A 16827-nucleotide genomic window follows, 5' to 3' on the forward strand; every position below is an offset into this window, starting at 1 on the left:
TATCATTTGTGGACACAATAGTCATAGATGTCATAGTATTATATAGGACCTATCACCATATAATCACCAGTGTTCCGGCTACAATCAGCAGACCACCTACTATTGTTTTGACATCTACAGGTTCTTTAAGGAGCCAAAAAGAGAGACCTATAGCGATAGCGACACTTAACTTATCAATAGGGGCTACTTTGGAAACATCTCCTGTCTGTAAAGCTTTAAAATAAAACAACCAGGATAATCCGGTCGCTATGCCGGATAGTGTTAGAAATAACCAGTTTTCTTTATTCAGCGTTTTTACTTCTTTGATCTCGCCACTCAACAGTACAATACCCCAGGCAATAAACAACACGACCAGAGTACGTATTGCGGTTGCAAGGTTACTGTTGACTCCTTTTACGCCGATCTTAGCCAGAATAGCAGTCAGAGCAGCAAACAGGGCAGAGAGTAAAGCATAGTATTTCCACATGGCTTTGGTTGATTTTTTTAATACAATTTACCGGACTGATCCTGAAGCCGGATTTTGCTTTCTTTTCTGACGTACTTAAACTGGTTTCCCTTATTGTCTGCGAAATCAAAATTTTTGTCGTCAATTTTATGAAATGAAGCCGGATCTGGGACATGTACGATGTCTGTTCCGCTGTACACATGATCCTTGTCTTTGCCGATCGCCAGGTACAGATTTTGGTAAGTTGCCGCATCTGCTCCATCTATAATGTCCTCCTGATAGTAAACCTTGTTTTTATCTTTTGCTACAAAAAAACTGGTCGAAATAAAGAGTATTTCAAAGGATGATGCATCTGCTTCATTACGATGAAAAAGATTTCCGTCTACAATCACCTTCTTGTCTATACATACAACATTATTATGAAGCACCCGGACATCCTTGCTGTTTTGAATTTGTTGTTCTGCTAACTGGCCGGCATAGAAGAGTAAGGTATTGTGATTAAGCAGAATATAACGGTTTGTCAATGAATCTATACTTATCGGGACATACTTTGTTGGTTTTATAAGCCTGTTTTCATTGATGTAAAGCGTATTCTTATCCGCAGAAAACGATTTATTGATAATGCTGTAAGTGGCATAATCTACATCTAAGGGTTCATTGTTGTAAAAATAACGGCTTTTGTCTTTAGCCCATTGCTGGTTTGGAGCAGCCAGGGGAATGTAAGTTTTCGGATCTGCCAGACGGACGATATTCCACTGGTTTCTGTCTTCAGGATTGCCTGGGCGACCTGGTTCGGTGGAATAGTTTTTCGAATAGTAAACATGGTCTTTATCCTTAAAAAGACCATTCTCCAGATAAAAAGAGGAGTAATCTACCTGCTTCTGTGCATATCCTTTATAATAGATATGCGCTTTATCTTTTGCAACATCAGCCGATAATACCTGAAAAGTGTTTTTATCAGCACCGGTTTCAACAGAGCCTCGTTCAAATGAATTGCCCCCGGGGATGTAATAAATCTTTCCGGATTTGATGTAATAATTTTCTGAGACAGCATCTATCTGTTCAGCGCAGGAAAAGAGTATTCCTAACTGTGAACATGATATCAGGGTATATAAAATCTTTCTAAGCATAGGGAATGTCTTTTTATATAAATCTATACAGAAAGCTATCTGTTTTGATTCTTTATTCCGGGAAAACCGTTTCCGTACCACCGGATACAGATTCCTGCTGGTTGCGTTTTGAATTTCTCTCCATTGCTATGATCTCCAGTACTTCGCTTTGTGCTTCATTTTTCCTTATCATGAAAAATGAAGTACGGTTTTTTTTGTCATTCCACTGATAATAGGAGCGTTCTGAATCTTCTATCTGATTTCCTTCCTGATCAATAAACACGGATCCGGATTTGTCATCCTGATCCCTGTAAAATAATGGGGATCCATACTTCTCTTTGAAAACCTTTATCATTTCCTCGACCAGATCCTTTCCTGAGATTCTTAATTCATACCGGAAGATAACTTTAGTTTTTTTATCATAAAAAATGGAAATGTTTCTGAATTTATGGCTCAGGTCAATGCTGTATAATTCTGCAGGAACATCTTTTTTGAGCGTAAATTCTTCAAAATCAATTTTGGAACTGGAAGCCTTGTTATTATTGTCTTTAAGAGACATTCCCCATATTTCCAGAGTCTTATCTATAGTCTTGCCAAAGCGTATATCCGAAAGTGTTGCCATCTGATTGGATTGGGCAGGATTCCTGCCCGGATTTTTATCCGGATATGTATTGCAGGATATTATTAACAATACCAATACGATGCTTACCCATAAAGGTGACCTTATCTTCATATACGTTCTAAAAATTCGTTTTTCGCTTATTTCTAATCAAAAATAAATTATTGTATCGGTATTTGTTCCGTTTTGTTAAACTCATTTTACTAAACTTGACTTTGATTTAATATACGTATACATTTAATACATATCTGATAGCTTTTGATATGGGAGAAATTTGTATAAGTTTGCAAATATGATTTTTAGAGTTGCAGAAGAGGCTGATATTGAGCAAATACAGCACCTGAGACACTTCGTTAATGGAAATATCTCCACAGACCCAGACCCTGTGTCAGATAAAGATATGGCATCCCGGATTTCTGAAAAAGGAAAGGGCTGGATTTGTCTTGTAAAAGGACAGTTGGCCGGATTTGCAATTGTAGATTTAAAAGAAAAGTATGTTTGGGCATTATATGTTCATCCTGAATATACGGAAAATGAAATTGAAAAAAAGCTCCATCGTCTGATGGCAAGCTGGTATTTCGAAAAAACAAAAGATAAGCTGACGCTTCGTATTACTCCGGATACACTAACAGAACAGTTTTATGAATTGCAGGGATGGTCACCTGCTGTAAACTGTGATACCTCAGAAATCAGTATGGAATTAAATTATGCGGACTGGCAAAAAGGAGCCTTCTTTAACAGGGATAATTATTCTGTTTCCCGGTAGAACAGCCAGACGAAGTATATATTTCAACTTGTAGCATCTATTGAATATTGAGTTTGGACTATCTGTTTTTAACAAAACTGTACCAGTCTGATCATCCGAATTAAAACTATTTTTGTATAAAAACACATTACACATACTCTTATTATATCCGATAAATGAATATATATGATCTTCTCATAAATGACAAAGAAAAGGTGTCCTTAGCAGATATCTTTCTGGAGGACAGTAGTAAACAATCATTTGTTCAGCTGATCAAGGAACATACGTATATTGAGGAATTACATACATATGGTCTGCCCGTAAATAACAAGATATTACTGCATGGAAGTTCGGGTTGTGGAAAGACAATGACGGCAAAGGCAATTGCAAAAGAGCTGGATAAGAATATACTGATCCTGAATCTAAGTAATATTGTATGTTCCAGAATAGGAGAGACTTCTCAGAATATCAAGCAGGTATTTGATAAAGCAGGCAGAGAAAAGGCTGTCTTATTTTTGGACGAATTTGATCAGATAGGCAAAGCGCGAGGTAATGATGATAAGGATGTAGGTGAAATGCGCAGACTGGTCAATACCTTGATACAGCTGATAGACTATTATCCCGAAAATGCCTTACTGCTGTGTGCTACGAATCATGCTGAGATCATAGATACCGCATTATTACGACGGTTTCAGTTGAGGGTGAATTTTGAAATGCCTTCCAAAAAAGTTTTGGATACCTATTACGATAAATTGTTAGCTGCTTTTCCGGAAGATCTGCAATACATTGATCGTAAATACAATATTTCATTTGCGGAAGCTAAAGATCATACATTTACTCTTGTAAAAGCGAAGCTGATCAGGGAATTGGAGGCCGGCAAAAAAAGTGTACGGGTATGAGTCAGGAAATAATAGATAATATCGCCCTAATACAGGCACGTATAGCTCAGGCATGTACTGCAGCCGGCCGGGACAGAAGTGAAGTCAAACTCTTGCTGGCGACTAAAACTGTGCCTGCAGACCGTATAAAAGCGGCTCTGCAGGCTGGTCATACACTGATCGCTGAAAATAAAGTGCAGGAAATCAAAGAAAAATACGAGGCCTTAAAAGATATCCCGCACGTCAATCATTTTATCGGACATCTGCAGACGAATAAGGTCAAGGATCTGCTGAAATATGATATTACCTGTGTTCAGTCGCTTGATCGCGCAGAGCTTGCTCAAAAGCTCCATCAGCGATTAAAAGCCGAAAACAGGACTATAGAGGTATTTATACAGGTCAATACATCCTTTGAAGAAAGCAAATTTGGAGTAAGTCCTCACAAGGTTGTCGATCTCGTCAAAGAAGTGGCTCTGCTGGATACGTTAAAAATAAAAGGACTGATGACAATTGGTTTGCTGAGCACGGAGTCCGAAAAGGTGAGGCAATGTTTTCGTTTGTTAAAAGAAATTCAGCAACAGATTATAGCTTTGGATATTCCCCATGTGGAAATGCGTGAATTGTCTATGGGGATGAGCGGAGATCTGGAGACAGCTATCGCGGAAGGTGCTACGATAGTACGTGTAGGAACTGCCATTTTCGGGCAGCGACCTACTGCAGACAGTTATTACTGGAACGAAAAGGGCGATTAAAATTATTCCTTATATGCATATTCATTTTGTACAACATGAACACTTCGAAGCACCGGGAGCTTATCTGCTATGGGCTATGGAGCGACAGTATACCGTTAGTTTTTCAAAGCTATATGACGGAGATCTTTTGCCGGATAAGGTAGACGATATAGATCTGTTGATCGTGATGGGAGGACCTCAGAGTCCCAACACCACTATCAGGGAATGCCCGCACTTTGATGCTGAAGCTGAAATCTTTTTGATACAACAATGTGCAGCACATGGCAAGGCGGTGGTCGGTGTATGTCTGGGCGCCCAACTTATTGGAGAGGCAATGGGTGGGAAATATGCTCACAGTCCGGAGAAGGAAATCGGAGTTTTTCCGATGATGCTTACTCCCGAAGGTCTGCAGGATGAAAAGATCGCTCATTTTGGTACGGTAGTGACCGTAGGCCACTGGCATAATGATATGCCCGGGCTTACTACAGAAAGCAAAAGACTGGCCAGCAGTGAGGGCTGTCCAAGACAAATAGTCGCTTATGGGAATTTGCTGTACGGGTTTCAGTGCCATATGGAGCTTACACCTGAGGTGGTAGAATTGTTGATCGCTGCTGATGAAGAGCTCTTAAACTGTAATCATACGCATCGGTTTATACAGAAACCGGAGGACATAAGAAGCTATGACTTTACCGAAATGAACAGCAAATTGTATGGTTTTTTGGATAAGCTGATGATGGAGTACGCACAGAAAGTATCGTATACCGATTAATCTGAAGACTATTTCTAAATACACATTGAAGCTAAAGCGCAATTTTTTATATTTAAGTCTGATTTAAAGAATTAGATTATTTATATATGTTGCGTAGGGTATTATTTATCCTTTTCGGTGTCCTGGCGCTGGCCATCGGACTCTATCCGATTATGTATGCTTTTGTAGAACCGAAGTATACTTTTCTGGGAACTAAAACTCCGGAAATACTTCATGATATCATATGGAAGGCTGCTTTTATTACGCATATTATTTTTGGCGGGATCTCTCTGCTTATAGGATGGAGACAATTCGGTTCAAAATTCCGGGATAATCATATTCGTTTGCATAAAAGTATTGGAAAGATATATGTAGCCTGTGTTGTGATGAGTTCTGTATCCGGAATATATATGGGTTTTTATGCCAACGGAGGTATTATTGCATCTTCAGGGTTTATCAGTTTAGGTATAATCTGGCTGCTTACCACATGCTTTGCCCTTTCTCAAATCAGAAAAGGCAATATAGAGAAACACCAGCAGTTGATGACCTATAGTTATGCCTGCACCTTTGCTGCGGTAACGCTCCGGTTGTGGTTTCCCTCTCTCATTGCACTGACAGGAGACCCTGTAAACTCATATCTTGCTGTAGCCTGGTTGTGCTGGGTGCCAAATGTCATTGTAGCTTATTTTATAAATAAACAAAGATTAAATACGAAGAAATTATCCCTGCAACTGTAACTAGTAACTGTTGTAATCAGCTTGCATAAGGATTCTCCGGAATATACACCAGACGATAACCTTCCTGCTTCAGATAATGGATAGTTGCATTGTCCGGCATTGTTTTAAAGATAACGGATACCAGTGTCTGAGCCGGAACAAGTCTTAATCTGACCAGAAAATCACGAAATGTTTTTTTACATTTTGTTTTCATAAATAGCATAGCCTTGTTTTTATGTGAAACATATTCCGCTCCTTTAAACCAGAAGTTAGGGTTGATTTTTTTAAAGGCGACTAATCGCAATCCCAGACCTGCCGCTATTTTCTCAAATTCCCGCTCAGACACCTTGTACACAAAATTTCCTACAGGCTCATAAGAAAACCGGTTTTTCCATATTCTGCGCATAATCGTTTTGTTGTTAGCAAAGAGATTATTCAGAAATTGCAGGAGTGGCATTTTAGTAACCGGATCCTGTGGTTCCATAATTACTATTCCGGATCGGGCTACACGCAACATTTCATATACTGCCATGTAAGGTCTGGGGAAGTGATGATAGGATTCTTTACACAGCACATAATCAAAGCTCTCATCCGGAAAGGTTATTTTTTCAGCATTTTGAGCCGAACAGGAAGAGATAATACCTTCTTGCTTTGCTACAGTAAGAAAATCCGTATTCAGATCTGTGGCCAATGCCTCATTTCCGGATTTTAGAATATATTGGGCATCGAATCCGTATGCATCGCCTATCGTAAGCCATCTGCCGCTTTTATTTGCTAATAAAGGATTCAGACAAGAAAAGAAAATATCCTGTAGCCATACGGAAAGATTGTCTTTATCTGCTTCCCGGTTTCTTTTGTACAGATCTGTTTTTGACTCTGCTGAGGGAAAGTGTTTGTTGTACCATTCATTGTGTCTTTCGTAACTGCTTTTATAGAACATATCATAAGGCTTTATTATGATTACGGTGCTGAACAGATAAACGTTGGTGAAAAAGGATTGAAATGGAAAAAATAAAAATTTTTAAATTTACCCAACGTTCTGCATCTCCCTTACGTAATACTAATATTAATGCAAAGAAAAACTGGCCGCTATATCAATTGAATGAATCTTTTTTTTAGTAGGGATAACAAATTAGTGAAAGGCTGTAAAGCCAATAAGCGTCAGGCTCAGGAAGTTTTATATAAGCTTTATTATGAAGATATGCTGCGATTGTGCTTTCGTTACCTGAGATCCGATGACTTAGCTTTGGAAGCTCTGAATAGTGGTTTTCTGAAAATATTTCAGAATATTAATACATTCGATCCTCAAAAGGGGGATTTAGGCGCCTGGATCCGTACAATTATGGTGAGATCCTGTATTGATCTGAGCAGAAAAGAAGCACGGTTTAATTATTCCGCTATTCAGGACGTAACCGAAGAAGTGTACATAGAGCCTTCAGTTTTAGATAAATTATTTGCAGAAGACCTTCTGAAGCTTATCAGGCTGTTACCTGTGGCTACACAGATTGTGTTCAATCTTTCTGTCATAGACGGTTATTCTCATCAGGAGATTGCAGAACAGTTGGGGATTAGTGAAGGCACTTCCCGCTGGCATCTCTCAGAAGCAAAAAAACAATTGCGGACCATGTTAAAAAACGCAACAATTGATAACCCTCTGAAAAATCCAGGATCATGAAAAATTCAGTATGGTATCATAAACTTTGGCGCGAAAAGTTAAACAAACTGGAGATCAAGGAATCTTCTGATGCCGCATGGGAAGGAATGAAAAGTACACTGGATCAATACATTCCTGCAGATGTGCCGCTTGCCGGAAGTTCTGCAGTATCTGTTGTTTCAAAAATATGGAAATTAATAGGTTATATCGTTCCGACAGTTGCTGTAATATCTACTGTAGCTTACGTGTATGTTTCTGAGAAAAAAGAATCTAAATCTGTACCGGAGAAGACAAAGGAGATATATGCTGATTCTGTTGTTAACAAAATTTACACAGAAAATGAAGGGAATAGGACAGAGGCTGATAGGGATTCTGATGTAAATCGCTCCCAGATTCCAAACTCTACTATTTTACAAAGTCACTCCGTATTCAAACCATCCACACCTGCTATTCTGAAAAGTAGTCATAGGGATATGTATAATAATGTCCCGGAGGAATATAATAATCCGGTGGATATGCCTGCACCGTTTTCTCAAAGAGATCACATCGTGCAAACTGATAATTCTATTCTGTTTAATCACCCTCAAAACGGAGTTGTGTATAACATTAAATTAGAGGTTACTCCAGGGACATCTTTGTCCGGGACTAATTTAGGATTACGATATAATAAACAGAGGGAGCGAAAACCTGTTCTTATTACTGACTATTCGAATAAGGAGCAGCAAAAGAAGAGGAGAGGTGCAAAAGAAAAGAGGAAAAATAATATATACTACACATCTCCGGGAAATAATAAGCAAATAAAATTTGAAAACTCCGGATCAGGGGGAAATTCATCCTATGACTTCGGATTGGAGACCGGAGGGAATGCAGGCACACAAGGGACCAATTTTTATGCCGGTGTTTTTGGTAAACTTGCTTTGAATAACAAATGGGCTGTAAGCCTGGGACTGAATGTGAACAGTAGCCGAAAAGTATCGGGAGAATTTTCTCATCCCAGTTATTTCAGGCCGGATTCGCTACGTTATGCATTTATCGTAAGGGACAGCAGAAAGCTTGCGAATATAGATATCCCGTTAAAGGTAGACTACAGACTTTCGGATCGTATTTCGCTAAATACAGGTGTCATTATTGATATTCCGGTAAAGCAATCTTCTGAAATAACAAGATTAGGGCCTGTCTATGATGTACGGGATACGCTACGCCACGGTCAGGAAATAAATTCGGCTCTGGCAAATACAAATGCAAATAATGTGAATATCGGACTGTCCGGAGGAGTTACTTTACATCTGCGCAGCTTTGATATTAAGGGAAGTTATCAGTTACTCAATCCTTACCGTGTCAGTAACGCATTAGGATCTTATAAAGCGAACAATGGATTTTTTAGGTTAGGTGTAGGTTACAGATTTAAATAAGGATTACAAATTCGTTTATGGCTGTTATATTTGCAGCATATTCTGACGAATCTAACAGTCAGAATTTATGTATTTACCTATGGAACATCCTACAGCCGAAAAAATTAAAGAAATATTCGATCCTTTTTACAAAGCCGATATTCATATCTGGACAGAATTTGCAAAATGTGTACAGCTCCGTACATTTGAAAAGAATGAAATCATAAAAGATTATCATAAAACGGAAAGGTACATTAATATTTTGGTATCAGGCTCAGCTGCTCACTTTGTTTTGTCGGGAGAAAAAGAAGTATGTATCAATCTTTATTATGAGAAGCAGATTTTCAGTGATTATCTGTCATTTCTAATGCAGTCATCAACTGTTATCAAGACGCTGGCTCTGGAAGCCTCCATAATCTGGTCTATAAACTTTGCGGATTTACATGCCTTATATTTACGGTCTTCGACAGGGATTTTTATTGGCAAAGCTATTTCAGATGCTATGTTTATACGCAAACAATCTGAACAGATAAATTTGCTGACACTTTCTCCAACGGAAAGATACCTGAAACTGATAAAGGAACGTCCGGAAGTCTTTCAAAGAACATCTTTGAAGATTATCTGCTCTTATCTGGGGATTACTGCTGAAAGTTTGAGCAGAATCAGAAAAAAAATAGCCTGATTATCATTTCTTATCTATCGTCAATTTTTTAGCGGAATCATATCTATACTTTTGAAACCGTATTCAAACCGATAAAAAATGAAAAATAAAGTCAATTATTTAGCCGTTTTAACTTTTTATATTATAGCTGTTGCACTTCGTTATCTGACCAATAAAACAGATTTATTAGAGGATGTTCCCGGTAGTTTTATTAAAGTATTGCTGCAAGCATCGGGGCCAGCCATCGGAGCTCTGGTCGTATTTTACGTCTTTAAGATAAAACCTGTACTGACTCTCAAAGGAAATTACAAAAGCATACTCATTCCTTTTCTCTTATACTGGGCGCTGCCTATTGTTTTGATCTTAGGAGTTGAATATTTTATAAAAGGTACAGTTTCCTTTGCCGCTATTTCCGCAATTTTAATTTACGGACTTTTGGAAGAGATAGGCTGGCGTGGATTTTTGCAGCGTGAGCTAAAACCTTTGCCTGAATTTTTGAATATTCTACTGGTGGCCACATTATGGTTTATCTGGCATCTGAATTTTGATCTGACTTCTTCCAATTTGTTGTTTTTCGGAATTCTGGTTTTAGGATCCTGGGGAATTGGAAAAGTAGCGGACAATACATTCTCTTTACTTGCTGTATCGGCTATTCATTCGCTTAATAACTTTTTCCCTGAAATGAATACCACTAAAATATGTATTCTGCTGATTTTGTTATCTGTATGGGGCACTGCCCTCGTAATTCGGAAAAGAAACGTAAAGAATAAGGGCAGCGAAGAGAGTGTCATAGCCTGAATAATTTATTTTATCAGGTTTTAATTCTTCGATGACGGGAAAATTTTAATTTTGACGGAAATTGCTACATTTACCTCTAATCAATATTAAACATCCTACATGAAAAAAATTAGTATCATCACGATTTTAACAGCATTGTTTGCTACTCCATCATTTGCACAATATAAATCCGAAAGCGATACATTGATGCTTGCCATTAATGAGCAAAACACCATTTCGGTAAAAGGAGTATTTAATAAGAAGGATACACTTAATCTTAATTTTGATACCGGCACTACTGAGCTTGTTTTAACCAACAATACGATGGCAACAAAGCTTAAATCAAAAATTAACCTTTACAATACCGCTTATCCATTAGAACTCGGCCATAATCTGTACACAACCAAAGTGTATGATGCGCAATTGAGCGGGCACGGAACTGACGGACGTTTTGGTTGGGATTTATTTAAAGGAAAAGCTGTTGAGCTCAATTATGACAAAGGTATCATGGTCGTACATAATCAATTGCCGGTAGCCGTAAATAAAGATAAAACCTATTCAAAGCATAATATAGTTTTCTATAAGGAGTTATTTTTTATGGAAACACGCCTCCGACACAGCGGTGTAACGGTAACGGATACTATATTATTTGATACCGGATATCAACGAACGCTTATGCTGAACAGTGATCTGTTGACTGCTCAAAAATTTCCTTACAAAAAAATGAAAGAAATAAAACGTGTGCTGATGAAAGGCGCACAGGGCAATGAAATCCCGGTAGTGACTGCTAATCTGAGCACTTTGAAAATCGGCCGTCACACCTTAAAAAATATCCCCGCACAAATAGCCAATGCCAATAAACCTTTCAAGGAAAAGGATATTCATGTCTTAGGTAACGAGGTTTTAAAGCGGTTTAATGTTTTTTTAGATTTTCAGGATAACAACATTTACCTTCAGCCAAATAAGTACTACAATCTGGCTTATATTGAAGCTAAGCGATCAAAGTAATTTTTTATCTATCTGATTTGTCATCAGGAACCTATATGGGAAAGGATGTCTCGACTGCTGATGGACAGAAACTGAAAATCGTAGAACAGTAAGCTTTGTTTTTTGTCAGTCATTTGAAACAAATTATTGTCTGTAAATAAAGCCCGTCCGACGAAAGAGACAGGCTTTATCTTTTACTGATTTTTTGAATCTGAACGGGTATGTTCATTAACTATTGTCTGAATGTAACCAGACTACTTTTTGCGTTGGTTCATGTTGCTGACCGATAATATCACGGTAGAGATCGGGGCGTCGGGCGTTGAGATAGCGATTTCCACCGGCCTGTATTAGTTTTTCGGGTGTTAGTATTGCAGTGACAAAACTATCGTCAAATGTATGACATTCGGCCAGAATATCCCCGAATGGATCTAAAATCATAGAACAGCCATTTTTTAACTGATCGTCATCCATACCGGTAGGGTTTGAGAAAACGACATAAACGGCATTGTCATAAGCCCGGGCAGGTAGCCATTTCATGAGCCAGCTGCGTCCTTTCATTCCGTCAAATTCCAGACGTAGGGAGATCGGATCGTTTTCACGGTTTTGCCAAAGCTGAGGGTCTACAAAACCTGCTCCTGGTCTGGATGAAGGTGTGCACATGGTCACATGTGGCATAAAGATAATATCAGCTCCCAATAATTTTGTCGTACGTACATTCTCAATGACATTGTTATCATAGCAAATCAAAATACCGCATTTCCATCCTTTAATTTCAAAAATAGTATAGTTCTGTCCTGCTGTTAAGTGGGGATTGATAAAAGGGTGCAGCTTCCGGTGTTTTGCAATTAAGCCATTTTTGTCTATACAGATGTAAGGCTTGTATAAATTGTCGTTTTCATCCTTTTCAAACAAACCCGCAAGAATGATGATGTCATATCTGGCCGCTATAGCGATCAGCTGACGGGTACTTTCACCGTCGGGAACACGTTCGGCAATAGCAAGCATTTGCTGCTTATCTAAATTTCGCGCAAAAGTATAACCTGTAATAGAACATTCATGGAAGGCGATCACGTCAGCGCCTTGGGATGCTGCTTCTTTTGCCAGTCGCTCGATGACAGCCAGATTATAGGCTTTATCTGCACTTTTATGCTCAAACTGTGCCGTTGCAATTTTTAATTTGTCCATATCTCTTTGATTGATCTAACGACAAAACTAATTCAAGGCCGTTAGGTAAAATTGTACAAACCCGACATAGCATCAGGACCTTCCTTAAATTCCATAAAATTTACGGCGAGTCTATTTGTGCTGTTCAGATATTCAGTAGGTGTGATACCTGTATATTTTTTAAATGCTTTTATGAGATGGGACTGATCAAAATATCCTGATTGATAGCAAATCGTAGTCAAACTGGTTTCTGGAGTTTTAGTGCGAAGCAACTTCAAAAAGGAGTGGAGCTGGACGATACTACCAAATTTTTTGGGACTCATGCCGACCTGTTCCGCAAATATCCTTTCTACGTGCCGCTCGGTATAGCCGCTATAGCGGACCAGTTGTTCGACAGTCACCAGGCCTTTGTGATGAGTAATATGTTGTAATGCCGATGAAAGTAAAGTATGACCCGGAGACTCGCTTTGAATGGCTAATTCGTAGAAGAATGTGTTTAATGCATTTACTTTTTCCGTTGACTGTTTAAGATGTCGAAGGCTGTCGTAGAGTTTTTGTGCCGGCTGTCCAAATACATCCTGTGTGGAAACAATCTGCTCCTTTAGTTCACGGGCGGATATGCCCAGCAACTTGTAGAGTCCATCCGGCTGGAATACGATAATAATAAAGGATGTCTGTTCCGTCAAAGCAAGATCTTGAAAATTACTGATCTGACCATACAAAAATGAAGAGGGTAGATGTTGGCTATGGTCTGTCGTTAAATGAACTTGTTCGAGAAGAAATACAATTCCAGTGTTGCCATCAGAAAACAGACGAAGTGTTTTATGCGGATCACCAACATTTTCTAGGAAGAGATAATGTTTGATATAGGGAGCTAACACTTCTGCTGGGAGTACCTGCATGATTTAATTCGTGAATTACATCCCAAATGTACCTATTTCTCGTTCCATTAATTAATGATTTAGATTTTATTAAAAATAGACAGAACTAGGGCTATCAGTTTCGTTTTGGTTTTTTTTAAAATAAGCTTATACAGTTGAAAATTCATTCAAAAAAGAAAGGTATCAGCTTTAATTTAATGCTATTCTTTTAACTTTCTGAAAATACCCGATGCTGCTTCCAGATCGATCGCTTCCATATCCATGAGCTTCAGGGACTTGACCATGTGCAGCGTGGTTGTCTTGTATTTTTGGAAATGTTCGGTCTTCAAATGCGACTCATAGGCTTTTTGGTCTTTGTACATTTCCAGTATCCGCACCTGGGCAGCATTATCCTTTTGGTACATCGGGAAGATAGCAATAACACCCGTCTCCAGCCTTACGGATGCCTCCGCTTCGTATTTCAGGATCGCTTTGTATTCTTCCAAATGTTCGGGATGTATCTCGATTTCTGAAATGCGTATAATCATATCCTTTTGTTGGGCAAAGGTTACGCTACCCATACAGAGACAAGCCAATGCCGTGAGGGCAACCTGTAAAGACCGCCGAAAGTAAATGCGGTATTGAAAATTATATTTAATCATATTATCTGTTTTACTTGCTCATTTCTGAAAGTACGGCTATTGCGGTAATTGCATGTTCTTCTTTTATCACCTTTTTGATGATGTCAAATGCTGTTTTAAGCTCTGTGGGTTCTTATTCCTCGATTGCTGCAATCTAGATAATAATTCTGTAAGATAAAAAAAGATTGAGTATACAAAAAAAGAGTCCAATTTTGGATTGGACTCTTTTTAATGTTGTGCGGAGAGGGCGGGATTCGAACCCGCGGTACCGTTTCCAGTACGACAGTTTAGCAAACTGTTCCTTTCGGCCACTCAGGCACCTCTCCGTGTTTCAACGATGCAAACATAACGCTAATATTTCATTCCGCAAAGCCTCTAAATGCTTTTTTTGAAAAAAAATAAAGAGCTTTTAAATAAACTTCTGAGGTTCAATTTGTTTCTGAAATATAATTAATCAGATTTTTTTTTGCTCAGATCGTAATCGATGCGTACATGGTAAATACTCTTCAACATGGACTTAAATATACGTGCAGCTTCGGTAATATCCTTCATTGTAATATTACTGTCGATAAACTGGCGTTGTGCTACTTTATGATCTATAATTTTATCGACCAGATCATTAATAGATTGTTCGGTATGCTCCTTCATACTGCGTGAAGCTGCTTCTACCGAATCGGCCATCATCAGCACAGCTGTTTCTTTCGAAAAGGGGATAGGTCCCGGATAACGGAACAGGGATTCGTCTACCAGCTTGTCCGGATTATTCTTGAGAAACATATTATAAAAATAATCTACACGCGTTGTACCGTGATGTGTTTTGATAAAGTCTACTACTACTTCAGGAAGCAGATTTTTACGTGCTATTTCGATTCCTTTGAGTACGTGTGATATAATGACCTGCGCACTCTGTTCAGGAGTAAGTTCGTCATGCGGATTATGACCTGAGATCTGATTTTCGATAAAATACTGCGGATTGATCATCTTACCCACATCATGGTATAAAGCACCTGCTCTTACCATAAGCGGATTCCCCCCAATCTTATAAATAGCCGCTTCAGCCAGATTGGCTACCTGTAGTGAGTGTTGGAAAGTTCCCGGAGCTTTCAGCGACAGTTCCCGCAACAGCTTTGAATTACTGTTGGTCAGTTCCATCAGGGTAAGGTCAGAGACAATACCAAACAGGCGTTCAAAAGCGTAAATCAGCGGATAGGCCAGCAAGGTAAGACCCACACTCACAATAAAGGGTGCGATTTCGCTCCAGTAAATATTGCTGAAGGATCCGTTACGGGTCAGGCCAAGGCCAATATAGGCAACCAGATAAGTGGCTAATATAATAAGACTGGAGATCAGAAATTGTTCACGTTTGACCAGTGTCTTGATGCTGTAAATGGATACCATTCCGGTCACGAACTGAAGAAACACGAATTCGTAACTGTTGGGTACAAATAAGGCAGCGATAAGTACCATCAGCAGGTGTATATTCAGAGCCACACGGGTGTCAAATAAGATCCGTATGATGATCGGTACGCCACAGTACGGAATGTAGTAGAGACTTGGAATTTTGAGATTGACACACCAGGAAAGTACACCCAGCATGGAGATAATAACGATAAATATAATGGTCAGCAACCTGTTGTTGTAGTATATGTCCTTGCGGAAGAAATACAGGAATACCATCAGCAAGGTAATACAAAGGGAGATAATCATAAACTGTCCTAGAACTACATAGTTCTGATTACCGCTGATTTTGGCTTCATCTTCATACACCTTACGCAGAGATTCCAGACGCTGGTAGGTTTCATTGTTGATAATTTTATCTTTCTCTGCTATCAATTCTCCTTTTTGGACTACTCCTCTGGTCGTTGAGATATTCGCCAGAGCTGTCTGTTCCATTTTATTGGTCAGATTCTCATTGAAAATATAATTGATCGTGATGTAATTTTTCAGGAGCTCCAGCAGCCACTTTTTATGTGTGATCTTACCCATTCTGGACAGAGACAATTCGATATAATTATAAGCCGTCTCGATCGTGTAGCTGTCAATGGTGTTTTTCTGCTGAGCGATATTGTCACTGACGAGTGTAAAGTTGTATTGTTTGGCTGCATCAGAAGTATTCCCGCTGTCTCCATCTCTGTTTTGATATCGGTTATTCAGGGATATGACTCCTTTAGCGTAAATACGGGCAAGCAGATCCGAACCGACAGCTCTGTAATCGGCCATATTATCTTTGAGCGAATCCATCTGACTGGTCTGCCACTTTTCGGCCAGATCGGTATTGAACTGATCTATCTGTTCTTTGGCTGTGCTGGCACTCAGATTATAAATAGGCTGTATGGTGTGCAGGATATTTTTGCGATCAAGATTAAGCTCTTCCTGCGTCTTCAGAACTGCAAAATTATAAGGAGAGATCAGATTGTCGTGATTCCATACCTTACCTTTTTCAAATTCGTAACGGAATCGCGGTTGCTTAGGTAAGAATATGCAGATCAGTACAATAGTCAGCAAGACCATTCCATACTTAATCAATACTGCATTTTTTTCTGATTGTTCTCGTTGATATTTAATTTTTAATCTCGCCACAGGATGTCAATTTGCTTTATTTAGAAACAAATGTAATTAATATTTGAGTCTTTCGGAGATTCCGGTTTGGGTTTGTCTTCTAATATTCAGTTTTTTGATTAAAGATTCGGATATCCTGCAG

The 16827-nt window shown here is 38.9% G+C and carries 18 protein-coding genes and 1 tRNA gene; 10 read left to right on the forward strand and 9 right to left on the reverse strand.

Features of this window, described 5'->3' with window-relative positions; all coding sequences use genetic code 11:
- Window positions 1–52: 52 nt before the first annotated feature.
- The 3 genes from HMPREF0766_RS06440 to HMPREF0766_RS06450 are packed head-to-tail and all read right to left on the reverse strand — an operon-like array spanning window position 53 to window position 2287.
- Complete coding sequence (locus HMPREF0766_RS06440) at window positions 53–466, reverse strand: EamA family transporter (RefSeq protein ID WP_002994732.1); 414 nt, start codon at window positions 464–466, stop codon at window positions 53–55.
- A 17-nt stretch (window positions 467–483) separates the two neighbouring features.
- Window positions 484–1575 carry a DKNYY domain-containing protein gene (locus HMPREF0766_RS06445; RefSeq protein WP_002994733.1) on the reverse strand — a complete coding sequence of 364 codons (1092 nt, stop codon included), beginning with the start codon at window positions 1573–1575 and terminating at the stop codon, window positions 484–486.
- A 52-nt stretch (window positions 1576–1627) separates the two neighbouring features.
- Entirely contained in the window at window positions 1628–2287 is a 660-nt protein-coding gene (locus tag HMPREF0766_RS06450; RefSeq protein WP_002994734.1) for a hypothetical protein, read from the reverse strand.
- Between the two features lie 178 nt (window positions 2288–2465).
- On the opposite strand from HMPREF0766_RS06450, the gene HMPREF0766_RS06455 reads away from it, so the two are divergent.
- From HMPREF0766_RS06455 to HMPREF0766_RS06475, 5 genes are all read left to right on the forward strand, one after another.
- Window positions 2466–2939 (forward strand): GNAT family N-acetyltransferase, encoded by a 474-nt coding sequence (locus tag HMPREF0766_RS06455; protein WP_002994735.1) that lies wholly within the window; start codon window positions 2466–2468, stop codon window positions 2937–2939.
- 155 nt (window positions 2940–3094) lie between these two features.
- Window positions 3095–3817 (forward strand): AAA family ATPase, encoded by a 723-nt coding sequence (locus HMPREF0766_RS06460; protein ID WP_002994736.1) that lies wholly within the window; start codon window positions 3095–3097, stop codon window positions 3815–3817.
- Window positions 3814–4548, forward strand: coding sequence for a YggS family pyridoxal phosphate-dependent enzyme (locus HMPREF0766_RS06465; RefSeq protein WP_002994737.1), 735 nt, complete (start codon window positions 3814–3816; stop codon window positions 4546–4548). Before HMPREF0766_RS06460 ends, HMPREF0766_RS06465 begins: the two co-directional genes overlap by 4 nt.
- A gap of 13 nt (window positions 4549–4561) precedes the next feature.
- Window positions 4562–5296 (forward strand): type 1 glutamine amidotransferase, encoded by a 735-nt coding sequence (locus HMPREF0766_RS06470; RefSeq protein WP_002994738.1) that lies wholly within the window; start codon window positions 4562–4564, stop codon window positions 5294–5296.
- A gap of 86 nt (window positions 5297–5382) precedes the next feature.
- Window positions 5383–6012: a DUF2306 domain-containing protein gene (locus HMPREF0766_RS06475; protein ID WP_002994739.1), complete on the forward strand. Its 630-nt coding sequence runs from the start codon at window positions 5383–5385 to the stop codon at window positions 6010–6012.
- A 16-nt stretch (window positions 6013–6028) separates the two neighbouring features.
- On the opposite strand, the gene HMPREF0766_RS06480 is transcribed toward HMPREF0766_RS06475, so the two are convergent.
- Window positions 6029–6931, reverse strand: coding sequence for a class I SAM-dependent methyltransferase (locus tag HMPREF0766_RS06480; RefSeq protein ID WP_002994740.1), 903 nt, complete (start codon window positions 6929–6931; stop codon window positions 6029–6031).
- A gap of 162 nt (window positions 6932–7093) precedes the next feature.
- On the opposite strand from HMPREF0766_RS06480, the gene HMPREF0766_RS06485 reads away from it, so the two are divergent.
- From HMPREF0766_RS06485 to HMPREF0766_RS06505, 5 genes are all read left to right on the forward strand, one after another.
- The gene (locus HMPREF0766_RS06485) at window positions 7094–7666 is read left to right on the forward strand and encodes an RNA polymerase sigma factor (RefSeq protein ID WP_002994742.1); all 573 of its coding nucleotides are present in this window, start codon (window positions 7094–7096) and stop codon (window positions 7664–7666) included.
- Window positions 7663–9057 (forward strand): hypothetical protein, encoded by a 1395-nt coding sequence (locus tag HMPREF0766_RS06490; RefSeq protein WP_002994743.1) that lies wholly within the window; start codon window positions 7663–7665, stop codon window positions 9055–9057. The genes HMPREF0766_RS06485 and HMPREF0766_RS06490 overlap by 4 nt, the downstream gene beginning before the upstream one ends.
- A 79-nt stretch (window positions 9058–9136) precedes the next feature.
- Window positions 9137–9718 (forward strand): Crp/Fnr family transcriptional regulator, encoded by a 582-nt coding sequence (locus HMPREF0766_RS06495; RefSeq protein ID WP_115388709.1) that lies wholly within the window; start codon window positions 9137–9139, stop codon window positions 9716–9718.
- Between the two features lie 78 nt (window positions 9719–9796).
- Window positions 9797–10495 (forward strand): CPBP family intramembrane glutamic endopeptidase, encoded by a 699-nt coding sequence (locus tag HMPREF0766_RS06500; protein WP_002994748.1) that lies wholly within the window; start codon window positions 9797–9799, stop codon window positions 10493–10495.
- A gap of 99 nt (window positions 10496–10594) precedes the next feature.
- Window positions 10595–11482 carry an aspartyl protease family protein gene (locus HMPREF0766_RS06505; protein WP_002994749.1) on the forward strand — a complete coding sequence of 296 codons (888 nt, stop codon included), beginning with the start codon at window positions 10595–10597 and terminating at the stop codon, window positions 11480–11482.
- Between the two features lie 207 nt (window positions 11483–11689).
- Here HMPREF0766_RS06505 and HMPREF0766_RS06510 read toward each other — a convergent pair whose 3' ends face one another.
- The 5 genes from HMPREF0766_RS06510 to HMPREF0766_RS06530 all read right to left on the reverse strand — a co-directional run bounded on the left by HMPREF0766_RS06510 (window position 11690) and on the right by HMPREF0766_RS06530 (window position 16706).
- A complete protein-coding gene (locus HMPREF0766_RS06510) occupies window positions 11690–12646 on the reverse strand; it encodes a nitrilase family protein (RefSeq protein WP_002994750.1) in 957 nt (318 codons plus the stop codon).
- A gap of 41 nt (window positions 12647–12687) precedes the next feature.
- On the reverse strand, window positions 12688–13527 hold the full coding sequence (locus HMPREF0766_RS06515) for a helix-turn-helix transcriptional regulator (protein WP_002994751.1): 840 nt from the start codon (window positions 13525–13527) through the stop codon (window positions 12688–12690).
- Between the two features lie 179 nt (window positions 13528–13706).
- Complete coding sequence (locus tag HMPREF0766_RS06520; RefSeq protein WP_002994752.1) at window positions 13707–14147, reverse strand: putative quinol monooxygenase; 441 nt, start codon at window positions 14145–14147, stop codon at window positions 13707–13709.
- Between the two features lie 218 nt (window positions 14148–14365).
- A tRNA-Ser gene (locus HMPREF0766_RS06525) sits at window positions 14366–14452 on the reverse strand.
- A gap of 124 nt (window positions 14453–14576) precedes the next feature.
- The gene (locus HMPREF0766_RS06530; RefSeq protein WP_002994753.1) at window positions 14577–16706 is read right to left on the reverse strand and encodes an HD family phosphohydrolase; all 2130 of its coding nucleotides are present in this window, start codon (window positions 16704–16706) and stop codon (window positions 14577–14579) included.
- Window positions 16707–16827: the final 121 nt, after the last annotated feature.

Origin of the sequence: Sphingobacterium spiritivorum ATCC 33861, from assembly GCF_000143765.1 — a bacterium.
In the GTDB taxonomy this organism is placed as follows: Bacteria; Bacteroidota; Bacteroidia; order Sphingobacteriales; family Sphingobacteriaceae; genus Sphingobacterium; species Sphingobacterium spiritivorum.

Bases quoted from the DNA above. Each gene is read 5' to 3' on its own strand.
- HMPREF0766_RS06440 (WP_002994732.1), bottom strand. From the start codon at position 466: ATGTGGAAATACTATGCTTTACTCTCTGCCCTGTTTGCTGCTCTGACT.
- HMPREF0766_RS06445 (WP_002994733.1), bottom strand. From the start codon at position 1,575: ATGCTTAGAAAGATTTTATATACCCTGATATCATGTTCACAGTTAGGA.
- HMPREF0766_RS06450 (WP_002994734.1), bottom strand. From the start codon at position 2,287: ATGAAGATAAGGTCACCTTTATGGGTAAGCATCGTATTGGTATTGTTA.
- HMPREF0766_RS06455 (WP_002994735.1), top strand. From the start codon at position 2,466: ATGATTTTTAGAGTTGCAGAAGAGGCTGATATTGAGCAAATACAGCAC.
- HMPREF0766_RS06460 (WP_002994736.1), top strand. From the start codon at position 3,095: ATGAATATATATGATCTTCTCATAAATGACAAAGAAAAGGTGTCCTTA.
- HMPREF0766_RS06465 (WP_002994737.1), top strand. From the start codon at position 3,814: ATGAGTCAGGAAATAATAGATAATATCGCCCTAATACAGGCACGTATA.
- HMPREF0766_RS06470 (WP_002994738.1), top strand. From the start codon at position 4,562: ATGCATATTCATTTTGTACAACATGAACACTTCGAAGCACCGGGAGCT.
- HMPREF0766_RS06475 (WP_002994739.1), top strand. From the start codon at position 5,383: ATGTTGCGTAGGGTATTATTTATCCTTTTCGGTGTCCTGGCGCTGGCC.
- HMPREF0766_RS06480 (WP_002994740.1), bottom strand. From the start codon at position 6,931: ATGTTCTATAAAAGCAGTTACGAAAGACACAATGAATGGTACAACAAA.
- HMPREF0766_RS06485 (WP_002994742.1), top strand. From the start codon at position 7,094: ATGAATCTTTTTTTTAGTAGGGATAACAAATTAGTGAAAGGCTGTAAA.
- HMPREF0766_RS06490 (WP_002994743.1), top strand. From the start codon at position 7,663: ATGAAAAATTCAGTATGGTATCATAAACTTTGGCGCGAAAAGTTAAAC.
- HMPREF0766_RS06495 (WP_115388709.1), top strand. From the start codon at position 9,137: ATGGAACATCCTACAGCCGAAAAAATTAAAGAAATATTCGATCCTTTT.
- HMPREF0766_RS06500 (WP_002994748.1), top strand. From the start codon at position 9,797: ATGAAAAATAAAGTCAATTATTTAGCCGTTTTAACTTTTTATATTATA.
- HMPREF0766_RS06505 (WP_002994749.1), top strand. From the start codon at position 10,595: ATGAAAAAAATTAGTATCATCACGATTTTAACAGCATTGTTTGCTACT.
- HMPREF0766_RS06510 (WP_002994750.1), bottom strand. From the start codon at position 12,646: ATGGACAAATTAAAAATTGCAACGGCACAGTTTGAGCATAAAAGTGCA.
- HMPREF0766_RS06515 (WP_002994751.1), bottom strand. From the start codon at position 13,527: ATGCAGGTACTCCCAGCAGAAGTGTTAGCTCCCTATATCAAACATTAT.
- HMPREF0766_RS06520 (WP_002994752.1), bottom strand. From the start codon at position 14,147: ATGATTAAATATAATTTTCAATACCGCATTTACTTTCGGCGGTCTTTA.